The organism is Colwellia sp. C2M11 (assembly GCF_018860915.1).
Classification (GTDB): domain Bacteria; phylum Pseudomonadota; class Gammaproteobacteria; order Enterobacterales; family Alteromonadaceae; genus Colwellia.
In genome coordinates this window covers 12,303-27,320 of sequence record NZ_JAHKQD010000039.1, presented here as the reverse complement: position 1 = coordinate 27,320, position 15,018 = coordinate 12,303, and the positions used below count along the sequence as shown (strand labels likewise).

The 15,018-nt window shown below is 35.1% G+C and carries 16 protein-coding genes; 8 read left to right on the top strand and 8 right to left on the bottom strand.

All coding sequences use genetic code 11. The annotated features are described in order from the left end of the window. Window positions 1-21 precede the first annotated feature (21 nt). Window positions 22-843 carry an AraC family transcriptional regulator gene (locus tag KO509_RS10625; RefSeq protein ID WP_215973254.1) on the bottom strand — a complete coding sequence of 274 codons (822 nt, stop codon included), beginning with the start codon at window positions 841-843 and terminating at the stop codon, window positions 22-24. A 147-nt stretch (window positions 844-990) separates the two neighbouring features. Here KO509_RS10625 and KO509_RS10620 point away from each other — a divergent pair, with 147 nt between their 5' ends. The 3 genes from KO509_RS10620 to KO509_RS10610 all read left to right on the top strand — a co-directional run bounded on the left by KO509_RS10620 (window position 991) and on the right by KO509_RS10610 (window position 3,453). Further along, window positions 991-1,476 carry a YHS domain-containing (seleno)protein gene (locus tag KO509_RS10620; protein WP_215973253.1) on the top strand — a complete coding sequence of 162 codons (486 nt, stop codon included), beginning with the start codon at window positions 991-993 and terminating at the stop codon, window positions 1,474-1,476. A gap of 70 nt (window positions 1,477-1,546) precedes the next feature. Further along, window positions 1,547-1,861, top strand: a complete 315-nt coding sequence (locus KO509_RS10615; RefSeq protein WP_215973252.1) for a thioredoxin family protein — start codon at window positions 1,547-1,549, stop codon at window positions 1,859-1,861. 386 nt (window positions 1,862-2,247) lie between these two features. After that, window positions 2,248-3,453, top strand: coding sequence for a bifunctional alpha/beta hydrolase/OsmC family protein (locus KO509_RS10610; RefSeq protein WP_215973251.1), 1,206 nt, complete (start codon window positions 2,248-2,250; stop codon window positions 3,451-3,453). Between the two features lie 198 nt (window positions 3,454-3,651). On the opposite strand, the gene KO509_RS10605 is transcribed toward KO509_RS10610, so the two are convergent. Genes KO509_RS10605 through KO509_RS10590 form a run of 4 tightly spaced genes read right to left on the bottom strand, consistent with a single transcriptional unit; the run spans window position 3,652 to window position 6,722 of the window. Continuing rightward, window positions 3,652-4,128, bottom strand: coding sequence for a glycine zipper 2TM domain-containing protein (locus KO509_RS10605; RefSeq protein ID WP_215973250.1), 477 nt, complete (start codon window positions 4,126-4,128; stop codon window positions 3,652-3,654). A 27-nt stretch (window positions 4,129-4,155) separates the two neighbouring features. Continuing rightward, window positions 4,156-4,758 (bottom strand): penicillin-binding protein activator LpoB, encoded by a 603-nt coding sequence (gene lpoB, locus KO509_RS10600; RefSeq protein WP_215973249.1) that lies wholly within the window; start codon window positions 4,756-4,758, stop codon window positions 4,156-4,158. Between the two features lie 30 nt (window positions 4,759-4,788). Beyond that, window positions 4,789-5,232: a YcfL family protein gene (locus tag KO509_RS10595; protein WP_215973248.1), complete on the bottom strand. Its 444-nt coding sequence runs from the start codon at window positions 5,230-5,232 to the stop codon at window positions 4,789-4,791. A 53-nt stretch (window positions 5,233-5,285) separates the two neighbouring features. Then, the gene (locus KO509_RS10590; protein WP_215973247.1) at window positions 5,286-6,722 is read right to left on the bottom strand and encodes a hypothetical protein; all 1,437 of its coding nucleotides are present in this window, start codon (window positions 6,720-6,722) and stop codon (window positions 5,286-5,288) included. A 401-nt stretch (window positions 6,723-7,123) separates the two neighbouring features. On the opposite strand from KO509_RS10590, the gene KO509_RS10585 reads away from it, so the two are divergent. The 4 genes from KO509_RS10585 to KO509_RS10570 all read left to right on the top strand — a co-directional run bounded on the left by KO509_RS10585 (window position 7,124) and on the right by KO509_RS10570 (window position 11,113). Continuing rightward, window positions 7,124-8,335 carry an acyl-CoA dehydrogenase gene (locus KO509_RS10585; RefSeq protein ID WP_215973246.1) on the top strand — a complete coding sequence of 404 codons (1,212 nt, stop codon included), beginning with the start codon at window positions 7,124-7,126 and terminating at the stop codon, window positions 8,333-8,335. Window positions 8,336-8,435: 100 nt separating this feature from the next. Beyond that, window positions 8,436-8,915 carry a transcriptional regulator ArgR gene (gene argR, locus KO509_RS10580; RefSeq protein WP_159818530.1) on the top strand — a complete coding sequence of 160 codons (480 nt, stop codon included), beginning with the start codon at window positions 8,436-8,438 and terminating at the stop codon, window positions 8,913-8,915. 364 nt (window positions 8,916-9,279) lie between these two features. After that, window positions 9,280-10,602 (top strand): hypothetical protein, encoded by a 1,323-nt coding sequence (locus tag KO509_RS10575; protein ID WP_215973245.1) that lies wholly within the window; start codon window positions 9,280-9,282, stop codon window positions 10,600-10,602. A 130-nt stretch (window positions 10,603-10,732) separates the two neighbouring features. Beyond that, on the top strand, window positions 10,733-11,113 hold the full coding sequence (locus KO509_RS10570) for a YacL family protein (protein ID WP_215973244.1): 381 nt from the start codon (window positions 10,733-10,735) through the stop codon (window positions 11,111-11,113). A 45-nt stretch (window positions 11,114-11,158) separates the two neighbouring features. On the opposite strand, the gene KO509_RS10565 is transcribed toward KO509_RS10570, so the two are convergent. Further along, complete coding sequence (locus KO509_RS10565) at window positions 11,159-11,998, bottom strand: HDOD domain-containing protein (RefSeq protein ID WP_215973243.1); 840 nt, start codon at window positions 11,996-11,998, stop codon at window positions 11,159-11,161. Between the two features lie 133 nt (window positions 11,999-12,131). Here KO509_RS10565 and KO509_RS10560 point away from each other — a divergent pair, with 133 nt between their 5' ends. Beyond that, window positions 12,132-13,025: a hypothetical protein gene (locus KO509_RS10560; protein ID WP_215973242.1), complete on the top strand. Its 894-nt coding sequence runs from the start codon at window positions 12,132-12,134 to the stop codon at window positions 13,023-13,025. 270 nt (window positions 13,026-13,295) lie between these two features. Here KO509_RS10560 and KO509_RS10555 read toward each other — a convergent pair whose 3' ends face one another. Together KO509_RS10555 and KO509_RS10550 are read right to left on the bottom strand one after the other, a co-directional pair. Continuing rightward, window positions 13,296-14,582 carry an AmpG family muropeptide MFS transporter gene (locus KO509_RS10555; RefSeq protein WP_215973241.1) on the bottom strand — a complete coding sequence of 429 codons (1,287 nt, stop codon included), beginning with the start codon at window positions 14,580-14,582 and terminating at the stop codon, window positions 13,296-13,298. 89 nt (window positions 14,583-14,671) lie between these two features. Further along, entirely contained in the window at window positions 14,672-15,001 is a 330-nt protein-coding gene (locus KO509_RS10550) for a hypothetical protein (RefSeq protein ID WP_215973240.1), read from the bottom strand. Window positions 15,002-15,018: the final 17 nt, after the last annotated feature.

Here is a 15,018-nt window from a genome sequence, read left to right as displayed (position 1 = left end):
AGATAATTTACAAGTTTCAAATTAGTTGTTTTTTTCAAGCCATTGCTTAGGTGAAATCCCTAACTTTTTCCTAAAGACCCTTGCTAATGCCGAGCCATTTTCATAACCAACGGCATTAGCCACTATTGCTACAGGTTTATTTTGTTTTAATAATACTTTGGCGACATTAATGCGCCAATCAATTAAGTAATTTCCTGGACTTTGACCAACAGTACGTTTAAAAATATCTGCAAATTTTGAGCGTGACATTAATGCCAAATCTGCCAGTTCCTCTAACCCCCATTGTTTTTCAGGTGTTGCGTGTATAGCTAATAAAGCAGTTGATATATGAGGGTGAGCTAACCCTGCTAGTAAACCGTGTTGAATAATATTATTGTCGAGCACATGTCGAAGTATGTGAATAAGAAATATATTGGTTAATGACTCAATCATCGGTAGCCGCCCACATCGCTCTTGAAATGCTTCCTCGAATAACCATTGTGCCGTTTGGTTTAGCTTTTCACCGTCGTTAAGCTTAAATATTAATAACGATGGTAAGGCGTCTGCAATAGGGTTAGATGTATTCTCGTTATAAATAATATTGGCGCAAACGAGTTCAGGAGGATTTTCTTCACTGGCAATAATACGATGTGCATGAGGTGTGGGGATATATAGTACGGAGGGCTCATTAATGAACAATGATTTTCCATGTTCATCGATCAATGTTAACGCACCGCCCCGAAGTAAATGTAAATGACCTTGGTTTGGTGACTTGTTGAAGCTACTAATGCCACATAAATTGCCAGTAAAAAATACTGAGGTATTCATCGAAAAGCGTTGCAAGATAACTGATAGTTGATCCATTTTATTCTCTTTTAACTGTTTTGGACGATTGGGTTCAAAGTTTAGACTATGTCATTCCTTTAAGTTGATTGAAAGGACTATATTATTAACCAAGGAACAGATCCTTATTAATAGCTAACCTTAAATATTATATATCGGAGCAACAAAATGAAACTTTCAACAATCATCAAATCAACTTTTGCCAGTTCAGCTTTATTACTAAGTAGCTTAAGTTTTTCCGCAAATATTGAAGTAAATGTAAACGACAATGATATTGCGATTAAAGGCTATGACGCCGTTTCATATTTTACAAAAAGCTCTCCAACGAAGGGATCTAATAAATATACAGCCGCGTATAACGGTGCAATCTATCAATTTTCAACCGCTGATAATCGTGACTTATTTCAATCAGAGCCAGCTAAATATGCACCACAATATGGTGGTTACTGTGCGATGGGAGTCGCGATGAACAAAAAGTTTGATACAGACCCAACTGCTTGGCACATTCGTGAAGGTAAACTGTATTTAAATCTAAATAAAGATATACAAAAACAATGGGTGACTGATATTCCTGGTTATATCGATACCGCTCAAACGAATTGGTCTGGTATTAAAGGATTAACTGAAGAACAAATTGAAAAAGTATTTGATTAGTACTTAACCTGAACTCGGTTTAAGGTGTTTTTGTTAAGCCGAGTTTACTTATTGATAAGAAGAATTAAAGATGAAAAAGCTAACATTAACCGACTCGATTGATGAATTATTGCGAGAGAATGAATATTCATTACTTTATTTTACTGCGTCGTGGTGCGGTCCTTGTAAATCCATGTCTCCTATTGTTGAAAGAGTGTCTGGATTGATGAGTGATCGATTTAGCACGATTAAAATTGATGTTGATACTGTAGCACAAGTTGCTTCAGATTACGGTATACGTAGTGTACCAACATTAATGCTAGTGAAGGACGATGTAATTATTGATCAACGTGTTGGTGGTTTACCGCCACAACAATTAATGCAATGGTTAGAGCGGCTTACTTAATTATTATTTTATATCATTTAAAGCTTAGTTCAGGCATTAATAAATAATGAGTAAGTCTAGCTGTCGCCACTATATTTTACTGCTATTAAGGCACTATCCTTAACGAACTATTATTAATAAAGTAACAGTAAAAGTTGGCTATGCTAGTGGTTGTATTATTTATGATTATTTATATGTTTAAGTGTGCTTTTTTTGTTACGAATTAACTTAAGGTCGTGTCGATAACATCAATACCATTTATTAATAATTCTGATATGGTAGCTGGTGCTTAACAATTAACATTAGTTGACTGATAAGGTGAGGTTAAGCCTTTGTTATCATTTTCACGTTAGCTTTTGAATCGTATTTTTGTATGTGAAACTAATTATTAACTGAGGATGTAGTAGATGAGAAAAAAAGTAGAATTTCCTAGTCAAGGCCAATCCTTGGCTGGCTTATTAGAAACGCCAGATCAAGCAATACGTGCCTATGTTTTGTTTGCTCATTGTTTTACGTGCGGTAAAGATGTCGCAGCGGCTTCAAGAATTAGTCGCTTTTTAGTACAGCATGGTTTTGCTGTGTTTAGGTTTGACTTTACGGGGTTAGGAAACAGTGATGGTGATTTTGCGAACACTAATTTTTCCTCTAATACGGAAGATTTACTTTCGGCTGCAAAATTTTTAGAGCAACATTATGAAGCGCCACAATTATTAATAGGGCATAGTCTTGGCGGAGCGGCTGTATTAGCTATGGCTGACCAACTTCCAAACGTAAAAGCTGTTGTGACCATTGGTGCTCCGTATGAAGCAAGTCATGTAATACACAACTTTGATGCACATATTGAAACAATAGAGAATGACGGGCAAGCAAAAGTAAGCTTGGGAAAACGAGAGTTTACCATTAAAAAGCAATTTTTAGATGACTTACGTAATCAAACAACGGCTCATATTCAACACCTAAACAAGGCTTTACTCGTATTACATTCACCTATTGATTCAACTGTCGATATTGCTGATGCGGAAAAAATTTATAAAGCGGCTAAACATCCTAAAAGCTTTGTTAGCTTGGATACCGCTGATCACCTTTTATCCAAATCAATAGACAGTGAATATGTAGCACAAACTATTTCGGGGTGGGCAAGTCGTTATATACCTATGCCGAAAACGACAAGTCAAAGTGTTAGCAAAGGGCATGTATTAGTTGCCGAGCTTGATCATAAATTCCAGTTAGATATTTCTACTGATCATCACCATTGGTATGCCGATGAACCAACAGAGCAAGGTGGTAAAAATTCAGGCCCTGATCCTTATGAACATTTACTTGCTGCCTTGGGGGCTTGTACCGCGATGACTATTCGCATGTATGCTGATCATAAAAAGATACCACTCGAGCATGTAGAGGTCTCTTTATCTCATGTACGTGATTCTTTAAAAAGAGAGGATGGTACTGCTGCTGGGCATGATGAAAAGGTGGAAGCACTAATCCGTAAGGTACAATTATTAGGTCCACTAAGTGAGGAAGAAAAAGAAAGGCTTATGGAAATAGCTAACCGATGCCCGGTACATAGAACATTACACAACAATCCCCAAGTATTGACTACTTTGGTGGAGTAACTGCTTATCTGAATTGTTGTAGACTAGTATTTGGTCTACAACTTTATTAGTTTAAGTGCCAGTTAACGTTTCCAGTTAAGCTAATTATTTCAGATCATTCAGGTTGTTAAGTTCATTTGTAAAAGTAATTGTTCGCAGTCTATTTATTGTTTCGCATTAGCAACACTAACGTTTAATTCAAAGCTAATGTTGCCAAAATTAGCGTTGTTTATCTATTCTGACAGTACTGTTTTCTAAATAAATCATTCTCACTTTATCTGAAGAATGAAATGTCATTTGTGGATCTACATCTTGTATCACCATAAACTTTTCACCATTGTCAATTTCTATCATTAATTCAACCAAGCGAACAATAACTTTTTTAGGCTGGTTATGATGATTATTGGCAGTGGAACCACCAATAATGGCGCCTAATATTGTGGCTACATCTTTACCACTACCACCGCCAAATTGATGACCAATAGCACCACCTATTAGCGCACCACCAAAGGTATGCCAACCATTCCTTTTATCTTGAACAAGTGTTTCATTTGTAATGTTACGTACTGATATTACGGTGCCAAATAAAACTTTCTCAACAGGTACCGCTTTATTTCTATCGTAGTTGGCATAGCTATCATTGCTAAATAAAAATATGATAAATAAAGCCAATATTTTAAGACTTGTTAATTTCATGATATTATTTGCCTTCTATTTATTGAATTACCAGCTTACAAACTCTTTTTCTTTCGTTTTACGGATTTCTGTTTCGTCGGCCCATTCTACTAAGCCGCTTTTTAAATCCATCAGGCGCATAGTAAATTTATAATACACATCAGACTTATCTTTATTTGATTTCACAATACTGGCTAAATTTCCGTATAACATATATTGTGCGCCGACTTGCTGGCCAAAAGCGATAGCTTTACTAGCATCAACCATACCACTACTTTGTTGAAATTCAAGTTGCTCACGTACCGCAGCAACACGCCCCATATCAACAAAACGGAATTTACCTGAGCGTAATAGTTTGGTAGAAATAGAATCAGTAATTGATTCGGTGTCTATATGCTCGCTGGTTTTATTTTTGATGCTTTCTACAAAAATAATTGGGCGAGTATTGGCCGTTAATGTGCCAACAACGGGTGATAGTAATAAAGAGTCAGTCATTTGGCTGGCAACTTTCTGTAAATCAGTTGAGCCAAAGTTAATATCGGTAGTTTCTACCGCTGTGGCATCACCATATCGAACGACTGATTTATTGGTACAGCCACCTAGTGCTGCTATGGCAATACATAAGCTTGTTGCTAATACTATTTTATTCATTATTTTTTCCTTAATAACTTGTGCTGTTAATTAAAACTTAAAAAACTTTTCGGGTACTTCACGGACATAAATGCTAAAGGTCGACGCCTTGTTTGATGGCGCTAAGCCTGTGGCAGTTGCTGTTTGCATACCGTGTAATTCAAGCGCTTTCCATGGACTTTTTCCTACTTCAATAGCAAAACCGTCTTGATCAAACCATTGAAATTGATACTGTAATTGTAATGATTTTTTATAAGTGCTCGTTAAAATTGCGTTGACCTCTAATAAACCATTATTAGTGCGTGACTTGATATCGCTAATATATAGTTTTGAAGCAAGTTGTTTGTTGTCTATATGTAAGTGTTCACTAAACGCTTGCTCTGGTGCTATTTGATTACTGCCAACACCTGAAGTAACCGGTGCTATGTTTTGACAAGCACTGAGCAAAAAAGTGCCCACTATTAAGGCTAAAATGGTGCGAGATTTATGGTTCATAAGTAAACTCCTAAGTTAGGTCTATTTTAGCATTATAAGTTACAATTTATATGCTAAAGATTATAGGTTTGATATTGATGAAAAGTACCTATAGCGGTTAATTTTATTAATGTAATTCTATTGGGATTAACTGATATCTCAACGGATTGGTTGACCCCATTTAAATTAAGCGAAATATTATGCTCACCTACCGGAAAGTCTAAGCGCATTATATGAATGCTATCAGGTAGAGTACTCCAACTTCGCGTATCCGCTTTTTCTGTTGCAAGGTTATAAATACTAGCAAAAAAGTTTCCAAGCTCTCCATTCTTTCGCGATAGCTGTTGTCTAAGTTCTTCTTTGGCAACTACTCGAACTATTTGCCTAGTGACCATTGCGGGTAAATCATCTTTTAATTGCCTTGCTGCTAAAGATTGTAATCGTACTATTTCTTCTGATTGATAGCGTTTACCTTGGTACTGTAAGCTTAATGGTGAATAACTCGTTAAATAATTCTGGTAGCTAGGTAAAGCGACACTGTAAAAGCGCGTTTGATTGTAACGAGTAAAAATAGGTAAGTTTAGTGCTATTTCTTGTTTTGCTGCTACTATGCCATTTTCTGTAATTACAATAACTTGCCCATTGTTTTTTTTATCTAATTTGTTGTTTTTATTAATGATGGTGTCAGGTAACGTTGTTTTTAATAAACTTATATCAGCACTCATAGATAAGTTATTTGCTAATCGCCAAACATCTTGCTGTATATAGCTATTGTTAGGATAGATTTCCAAAGCTTTTTTGTAATCAATGTATGCATCATTGCTTTGGCCTGCAGCTTCATAAAGTAAGGCTGATAAATAAAAAGTGTAAGCATTTTGAAAACCATTTTTAACATTACCAATAGCATTATTCATGGTTGGATATTTACTGTCGAGTTCGTTAATACTTAAACCTTGCGCTGACATTTGCTCTTGATTTTTTAAAATACTGTCAGCGTTACTCTTCAGTGCTTGCTCTTGTACTAAGTTAGCACGACGAACCTCTACCAGAGCACCGGATAAATCTTTTTGGGCTAAGTAATTAAGTGCTTGATAGGTATGTAGCATACTTTGCTCATAGAATGGAATATCATAACGAGTAGCGTTGTCATTACTCATTATTGCCGCAACATTTTCAACACCTCTACTAAGTTCAACTTTTGCAGAAAGCTGAGCTTGTTGAATGAGCTGGTATACTTGCTCGAAGTCTACCTTGCTCTGTTTAACATCTGCTGCTAAAAAAGCTAGGCGAGCTTTTTCCAGTAAATGCAAATTGTAGCTACTATCGCCTATTTTACGTGTAGGTATCAAGTTAATAGCTTGTTGAAAATCACCTTGTTGTTGCGCTTGTTTTACTTCTCGCATTTGCTGATTATAATTACTGAATAAGTCATTAAATGCACTAGTGCTACAAGCACTTAGTAGTAGTGATAGAAGTATGAATATGATGATTTTTATAAAGGTTACTTTCATACGGTTAACTTATTTTTATCCTAGATCGTGAGCTACTTAGACATAAAGTACTATTTATTAGTTCAACCTAGTTTACTCCTGACTGGTATTATATAGAAAATAAAGCTGAATAATTACCTAAAAAATTACTTTAACGCGAACTATGGAGCAATACGCATATTATTCAGTATTCATAAAATTATACTTTCCTGATATTGGTTAGTTCTATCTAGAGTTTGCTTTATCGGTTAATGAGTAAACTCATTTACAGGTTAATACATGGTTTATTGATTTTAGTCATCAAAGTCACGTTCCTTGTTAGACAAATATTGACTTGCTTCAGCGTTGAATTAGAATTTGATACAAACGAATACACGAATAAAATTTCACTTACTCGATATACATTTAAGGTGTTTATACCTATGTCAGAAGAACTCAATAATTTAAAACAATCACAACAAAATAAAATTCGTTTTAATTGGCAAGATCCGCTGCTGCTAGAGTCATTATTAACTGAAGAAGAGCGTATGATACGTGATAGTGCTCATCAGTACTGCCAAGAAAAGTTAATGCCACGTATTTTATTAGCGAATCGGCACGAACGTTTTGATATTGGCATTATGAAAGAGCTTGGTGAATTAGGTTTACTCGGGGCAACTATCGATGAAAAGTATGGTTGTGCCGGGGTTAACTATGTAACTTACGGCTTAATTGCCCGAGAAATAGAGCGAGTAGATAGTGGTTATCGTAGTGCAATGAGTGTGCAATCATCATTAGTGATGCATCCAATACATGCTTATGGTAGTGAAGAGCAAAAAATGAAATTTCTTCCTAAACTGGCGAGTGGTGAAGCGATTGGTTGTTTTGGTTTAACTGAGCCTAATTCAGGTTCGGATCCTGCAAGTATGGCAACTAAAGCGATTGAGGTTGATGGTGGTTATCAACTTAACGGAAGTAAAATGTGGATCACTAATTCACCTGTTGCGGATATATTTATTGTTTGGGCTAAATTAAATGGTGTGATTAAAGGGTTTATTCTTGAAAAGGGAATGATTGGTTTAAGCGCCCCAAAAATAGAAGGAAAATTCTCATTACGTGCGTCAATCACCGGTGAAATAGTGATGGAGGATGTTTTTGTGCCAAAGGAAAATATGCTTCCTAAGGCTGAAGGGCTGTCAGGTCCATTTGGTTGTTTAAATAAGGCTCGATATGGCATTGCATGGGGGGCATTAGGTGCTGCAGAGTTTTGCTGGCATGGAGCTCGCCAATACACCCTCGACCGTGAACAATTTGGTAAACCGTTAGCTGCAACACAGCTTGTTCAGAAAAAATTAGCGGATATGCAAACAGATATTAGTGTAGGGTTATTAGCTTGTTTACAAGCAGGACGACTAATGGATTCAGGGCAATTAGCCCCTGAAGCTATCTCTTTAATTAAGCGTAATTCATGTGGTAAAGCATTAGATATTGCTAGGACAGCTAGAGATATGCATGGTGGTAATGGTATTAGCGATGAATTTCATATTATTCGTCATGTGATGAACTTAGAAGCGGTAAATACTTATGAAGGTACACATGATGTTCATGCACTCATTTTAGGTCGAGCTCAAACTGGTATTCAGGCGTTTTTTTAAGATTAAGCAAGTCATACTAATTAAAAATTTTTAGTGTAGAATAGTAGAAATATTATTGTAATTATATTTCTACTTACTTGCACTTTGAGACAGCATAAAGATGACCACACTTAGAAAACAAAATGAATCGAATTTGGTGTATGCTTTTAAGCGATTATTAAAAGGACAATGCTATGGTTCGCAAGGACAATTAGCTGAAGCGTTAGCTGAGCAGGGCTTTGAAAATATGTCTCAAGCTAAGATATCTCGCTTGTTATCTAAGTTAGGTGCAGTAAAAACACGTAATGCTAAAAATGAAATGATTTATATTTTACCTGATGAATTAGCTGTGCCAAAGTCGAAGCACTCTATTGAATCAGTAGTACTAAGTGTTAAACATAATGGTATGCAAATTATATTAAAAACAGGTATTGGCGGCGCACCTTTAATTTCCAGAATGCTTGACAGCATGGGTGAATCCGCGGGAATTTTAGGAACACTTGCAGGTGATGACACTATTTTTATTGCACCGGTAGAAGCGGAAAGAATAGAAGAAATATCACAATCGATTCGTACTTTACTTGGGGTTAATGCCAGTTAATATAAAGTGATAAAATTTAAAATTCATGATGGCTATCAATTTATAAACTCTTAATCGGCCAATTAACCTAACTCTAAATCTACTTAAATAGATTGCAATAAAGCCCAGAATAGCTCGTTTTTTTACCCTTTAAATAAAATAATAGCGAGTTATTCTCCTGTCATAATCAGCACTACTCTAGTAAGTTAACATCGTTTTAATTATCAGTTGAGTTATCATTGTTAATTAAACTAAGTTGATCAAAGTTATTATTTTATCCATACTCATATTCTCTGATTAATTATTTTTCAGGTTATCAATAAAGATGAAATATATATTTTATACTTTTTTAGTTTTCTTACCTATGGTGTTATGGGCGGAGCCCGTGATTCCGAAAAAAAATACTGTAATTGATTTAAAATTATCTGCTACCTCTAACCATGCTGCATATGCCAAAGAACTTTTAACACAAGCGTATGCATTAATAGATTATGAAATCAATTGGGTAAACTTCACTAGCTCACAGGAGTTAGAGCTTGTTAATAGTGGTCGATTAGCTGCAGCTATTGCAAGAAGTTCTATCATTGAAGGTCAATTCCCTAGACTGGTCAGAGTCCCCTATGAATTATTTGATTTTTCCCTACTTAAAGTGAGCGATAGGCGTCGCTGTGGTTATTGTTTAAATGAAGATATAAAGTCTATTGTTTATCCTAAAGGAGCTGTTTTATCCGTAAATTATGCAGAATCCTTACGTGATGATGTAGAAAAGTTAGGGCTGAATACCTCTAATTACCTGAATGAGATGATTTTAAAAAGACGAGCAGATTCTGTTTTAATCATGGATTTTTTATTATCTCCTGAAGTGTATGATAATCCACACTTTATTGTAGAGACAATTATGCATAAATATGATTATCACTACTTATCACCAAAATATAAACACTTAGCAAAACCACTTCTTGCCGCTTTTAAAACATTAGATGCCAATGGGACTGTGGCTAAATTACAACAAAAGTATAATATTAATTCTGTTTATCATTTAAGTGCACCACCTAAAGAGGTAAGTTTCATTTCAGGGACTTGGGATGATTATAGTAATGCTGATAGCAGTGGTATCTATTGGGATATTATTGAAAAGGTATTTAAGGATGACTTTACGCTGACTAAAAGTACCTCAATATGGGCTAGGGCCGTTCATTCTTTCGAGCAAGAGCAAGTTGATGTATTGATCGGTGCATATAAAACAGATGTGTCAGTTGACGCTCTTTTTTCTTCATTTCACCTTGATTATGAATATCCTCTTTATGCCTTTGCTCGTAATAACAATACGTTAGAGCGGATTAAACAAAAAGATACTACCTTGACTGCTTGTGTCGACTCAGGAAGCTCTTTGCATAAACATATTGCGTTTATTGCGACAGATAATATTGTTGAGACATCATTTATACAATGCGAAACGTTATTAAAAAATAACAAAATAGATATTTTGATTGAGTATGATTATAACTTGGAGCCATCTACACAGGCTTTACCTAAGATGGTGTTAATAGAAAGCTCTCCTTTATTTCTAGTTTTTCATAACACAGAGAAAGGTCGATTTTTAAAATATTATTTCGATAAAAATATAGCAGAGTTAGCTAGAAATGGGGTTTTAAGAGAGCTTTTTCCTGATCTGAGTTCTTTTAATAGGGCTCATATTCGTCCTTGAATTAACTGTTTGAAGTGATGATTATGTTCGTGATTAAGATATTTTAAACTTCTTGAAGCAAGCTAACTTTACTGTCTTTATTTTGCTATAATTAGTGACAAGGCTGATGAAAAAATGAGATGGTTAACTTATGGAATACGAATTTATACATGATGCAATAACGGGTGATGCAAAAGCGCGATTTTCCTTAGAGCATGAGGTAATAGGCCCATGGATTGAAGTCGAATTAGGAAGTGATCACACCAAATTAAAGCACCTGTTAACAGTGATTGATGATATTGAAAAGGGTTCTCAAAATGAGGTTGTTATTACTGGGCATGAATATACAATATCAATCAATCAAGATGATGTTGAAATACATACTAATGCAAGCCTAGATGGCATAGAGTCATTACCCGAAATGTTAACAACGGAACACATTCACTTTGATGAAAGTGAAGGAGCTGCTTGCGGCATTGATGATTTTAAAAAATTATTAGTTTCATGGGCAAAATTTAACAAAAATCTATAACGATGATTTTTAACGCATTTAAAGGTAATAAGACAATATTTTAGCTTATATAGCGCCATTAATTTGAAGAATAGTTTCTGGTAATTCTTCTTTCTTTATTCCTAAAATAGAAAGTATCGGCTTTTCTAAATAAGGCCAGTCAGAAGATGCTTCATCTAGATTCTTTAATGATACTACATGTTCAGCTAGCTTTAATATCGCAAATAAATCTTGCTCTGGTGAGCCATTTATTTTATCTAAATAATCTCTTTCGTGGTGTTGCAATATTATTTGGCATACATCTTTTGGTAAACGCCATGAGCTAGCCACATAATAGCCTAAAATAGCGTGATTCACCTGAAAATGTTGCTCTTCTAACGTGATTAATGATAAGTCAGAAGTCAATGTTAATTGCTCTACAACCGCTTGATAGTTAGTGTGTTTCATGGCCATCACTGGAATACCGCAATCATGGAACAATCCTAAACTAGAGAGTTTATCCATCGCAATATTTTGTTTGAATCTTTTCCCTATAGCTACAGTAGCATTAGAAATGTCTGTTGTGGTACGCCAAAAATCTTCTAGATTAATACTACAATTTTTAGGATCAAAACTTTTTTTGATGAGGCTGTTCGTGATCAGCATTACTACGCCATAAATACCGATATATTTTACTGACATTTTGATATCAGTAATGGTTCTATCTAATCCATATAATGGCGAGTTAACTGCTTTTAAAATGGCAGCACTAACCGCAATATCTTGGCTAATACAATCGGCAATAGCATTGATGTTAGGGTAGGGGTCGGCCATTAATTTTAAAAGGTTAAGAAGTAATTGAGGCTGTGCAGGAACCGCAAAGCCTTTGCTAATATCATCTAAAACATTTTGATCAACAATAAGCATAACAAGAATAGTAATGTAAATTTAAAAGAGTGGTAAATTCTAAAGCATATTAATGATAATTACTTAATAATATTAATATTAATAAGTAAATTTGTTAAAGTTTATCTTTATATTGCATATTTTTAAGGTTTTTATGAAAAATTGCGCAATTTTAACAATGGAAAACCTGTCTGACTTTGAGTGTTATGACAGTTTACTTGATAAACCTTTAGCACAGCGAGGCTGGCAAACTCAACTAGTGTCATGGCGTAGTGAAAATGTAGACTGGCAACAATTTGACGCTGTTATTATTCGAAGTCCATGGGATTATCAAGATGATGCTAGTTCTTTTATTTCGGTATTAGAAGAGATTGAGCTTTCAAGTACCGTCTTACAGAATTCGTTAGCTACTGTTCGTTGGAATATTGACAAAATATATTTAAAATCACTCGCCGAACAACAAGTCAATATTGTGCCAACTTTGTGGAGGAGTAACTTTTCAGCTAAAGACATCCTTAGTTTTTTTGACTACTTTAATTGTCAACAAATTGTGATAAAACCAAGAGTAAGTGCTAATGCAGATAATACTTTTTGGCTAAAAAAAGAAAGCTTTGAAACGGTTTTAAGTCAACTGGAAGCTATTTTTTCACAAGCTGAGTTTATGGTTCAACCATTTATGAATAGTGTCATTGAGGAGGGCGAGTTTTCATTATTTTATTTTGATGGCGAGTATAGCCATGCTATTTTAAAAACGCCAAAATCCGATGATTTTAGAGTGCAAGAAGAGCATGGTGGGCAGTTACAATCAATAGCTCCTGAGAAATCGCTATTAGCACAAGCGCAATATACTTTAACTGCGATTACCAAGTTAACAGGAGAGATCCCTTTATATGCACGTATAGATTTTGTTCGAGATAATAATTCTAAGGTAGGGTTTGCTTTAATGGAAGCTGAGTTAATAGAACCTTCACTTTACTTTAATATGGATAAAAATTCAGCGGATAGCTTTGCGGGGGCTTTTGTTAAACGGATGAGAGAAACTAGCTAAAATAGATGATTAATTCTTATGTATAATGCCCTTAAATATTATATTTATGGGCATTATATTTATTTTACAGCATACTTATAATTTATATAGCAAAGTAGCTAACGTGTTATATAAATCATTGTTGTGAAAAAAAGTATAATTACCGCATTAAATATTAAAATATATGTAAAACCTTTAATACCTTCTTTTAAGCTATAGCCATGGTTATCGAGGTACCACCACCAAATAGCACTCATGAGAATAGGTAATATAAAGAAAAATTTAATCATGTTAATGTCCTGATGAATTAGTTGTAAGCCCAGATTTCTTTGTTTTTATTGGTTTAACCACTTCATGCCAGGGAGCTACTTTCAAAAGCATTAACATACCGGGCACAGCTAATGCGGTACATAGAAAATAAAATTGAGTCCAACCTATTTGTTCAACAATAAAACCTGTTGTGGCATTAGCAAATGTTCGAGGCAGTACAGCTAATGCCGTAAAAAGAGCTATTTGTGTAGCCGCAAAAGCAGGGTTGGTTGTACGTGCTATAAAAGCGGTAAAAGCCGCAGTGCCTAAACCTACACCTAAATATTCAAACCCCATTGCTATGGCTAAAGCATAATTATTATGACCAATTTCAGCAAGGGCAGCAAACCCAAGAATACTTGCTATTTGGACAAAACCAAACAACCACAAGGCACGATTTATACTGACCTTTATCATGACAAGACCACCCACAACTATACCGACTGTCATAGCAATGAGTGAGGATGTTTTAGCGATAACACCAATTTCTGTTTTACTAAATCCCATATCAATAAAAAATGGCGTTTGTAGGGCTGTGGCCATATTGTCCCCTAATTTATATAACACTAAAAAGGCGAGTGTATAGCAGGCTGGTTTAAAGCCATTACTTTGTATAAAGTCTTTAAAAGGTAGAATAACTGCATCTTTTAAGGATTTAGGGGCGCTTTGCTCAGTATCTAATTCTTTAATAAATAAGGTTAATAAAACACCGACAACCATAAATGCAGCAACAATCATAAAAACAGATTGCCAACTAATATGATCGGCAAGGATAAAGGCTAATGAGCCAGGTACAAGGCCAGATAAACGATATGCTTGAACATGGATCGAGTTTCCAAGACCTAATTCATTATCAGGGAGTAATTCTCGTCTATATGCATCTAAGACAATATCTTGACTAGCACTAAAAAAAGCTACTGCGGCAGCCAAGTAGGCGACAGACCAAATATTGGCTACGGGGTTTAGCCAACCAAAAGCAGCGATTGAACCAAGTAATAATAGCTGTGTTGCTAGCATCCAACTTCGTCTTCTACCAAGGCCGCCTAACGAATAACGATCTATCAAGGGAGACCAAATAAATTTCCATACATAGGGAATGCCTATTAAAGAAAATAAGCCTATTTCTGCTAAACTAACGCCTTGATCACGAAGCCAACCAGGTACTAATTGATAAAGTACAAATAAAGGTAAGCCAGAGCTAAAACCTGTAAAAATACAAATTAGCATACGCTTGTTTAAAATAGCTTGTTTAAACGATGTATTCGACATTAATTACTACTGTGTAAAATTGATTATACAAGCTTATCAGACAGTTGAGCTGAGCAGAAGAACATTAATATGATTAAGCTCAATGTTGATTAAGCAATAGGCCGCCAGCCGATACAATCAATAGGATAACTACCAACACCATTAAAAAAATCAAGGCAGGTGTTAATTTCACTTTTAAAGAATAAATCATCTTTTAAAGCTTGCGCACCATTGACACTTATTTCATGAACTAAATGCCAAAAAACACGTTCTTGCGCGCTACTCGGTGTTTCATCTACTACATTTAACAAAGTCCATTCACTCATAGTATCTATAATAAAATTATCTAATTCAGTATAGTGAATAGTCCTGTTGATAACGGCGTTAACATACGCCACCATTTGTATTACTTTAGCATTGATAAATTGCTCAATTATCATGAAGGACCCCATGAAGA

Coding starts and splice junctions, on each gene's coding strand:
- lpoB (WP_215973249.1), bottom strand. CDS start 4,758: ATGAATAAAATAGTATTAGCAACAAGCTTATGTATTGCCATAGCAGCA.
- KO509_RS10590 (WP_215973247.1), bottom strand. CDS start 6,722: ATGAAAGTAACCTTTATAAAAATCATCATATTCATACTTCTATCACTA.
- KO509_RS10625 (WP_215973254.1), bottom strand. CDS start 843: ATGGATCAACTATCAGTTATCTTGCAACGCTTTTCGATGAATACCTCA.
- KO509_RS10550 (WP_215973240.1), bottom strand. CDS start 15,001: ATGATAATTGAGCAATTTATCAATGCTAAAGTAATACAAATGGTGGCG.
- KO509_RS10615 (WP_215973252.1), top strand. CDS start 1,547: ATGAAAAAGCTAACATTAACCGACTCGATTGATGAATTATTGCGAGAG.
- KO509_RS10595 (WP_215973248.1), bottom strand. CDS start 5,232: ATGAACCATAAATCTCGCACCATTTTAGCCTTAATAGTGGGCACTTTT.
- KO509_RS10585 (WP_215973246.1), top strand. CDS start 7,124: ATGTCAGAAGAACTCAATAATTTAAAACAATCACAACAAAATAAAATT.
- KO509_RS10605 (WP_215973250.1), bottom strand. CDS start 4,128: ATGAAATTAACAAGTCTTAAAATATTGGCTTTATTTATCATATTTTTA.
- KO509_RS10565 (WP_215973243.1), bottom strand. CDS start 11,998: ATGCTTATTGTTGATCAAAATGTTTTAGATGATATTAGCAAAGGCTTT.
- KO509_RS10620 (WP_215973253.1), top strand. CDS start 991: ATGAAACTTTCAACAATCATCAAATCAACTTTTGCCAGTTCAGCTTTA.
- KO509_RS10570 (WP_215973244.1), top strand. CDS start 10,733: ATGGAATACGAATTTATACATGATGCAATAACGGGTGATGCAAAAGCG.
- KO509_RS10610 (WP_215973251.1), top strand. CDS start 2,248: ATGAGAAAAAAAGTAGAATTTCCTAGTCAAGGCCAATCCTTGGCTGGC.
- KO509_RS10555 (WP_215973241.1), bottom strand. CDS start 14,582: ATGTCGAATACATCGTTTAAACAAGCTATTTTAAACAAGCGTATGCTA.
- argR (WP_159818530.1), top strand. CDS start 8,436: ATGACCACACTTAGAAAACAAAATGAATCGAATTTGGTGTATGCTTTT.
- KO509_RS10560 (WP_215973242.1), top strand. CDS start 12,132: ATGAAAAATTGCGCAATTTTAACAATGGAAAACCTGTCTGACTTTGAG.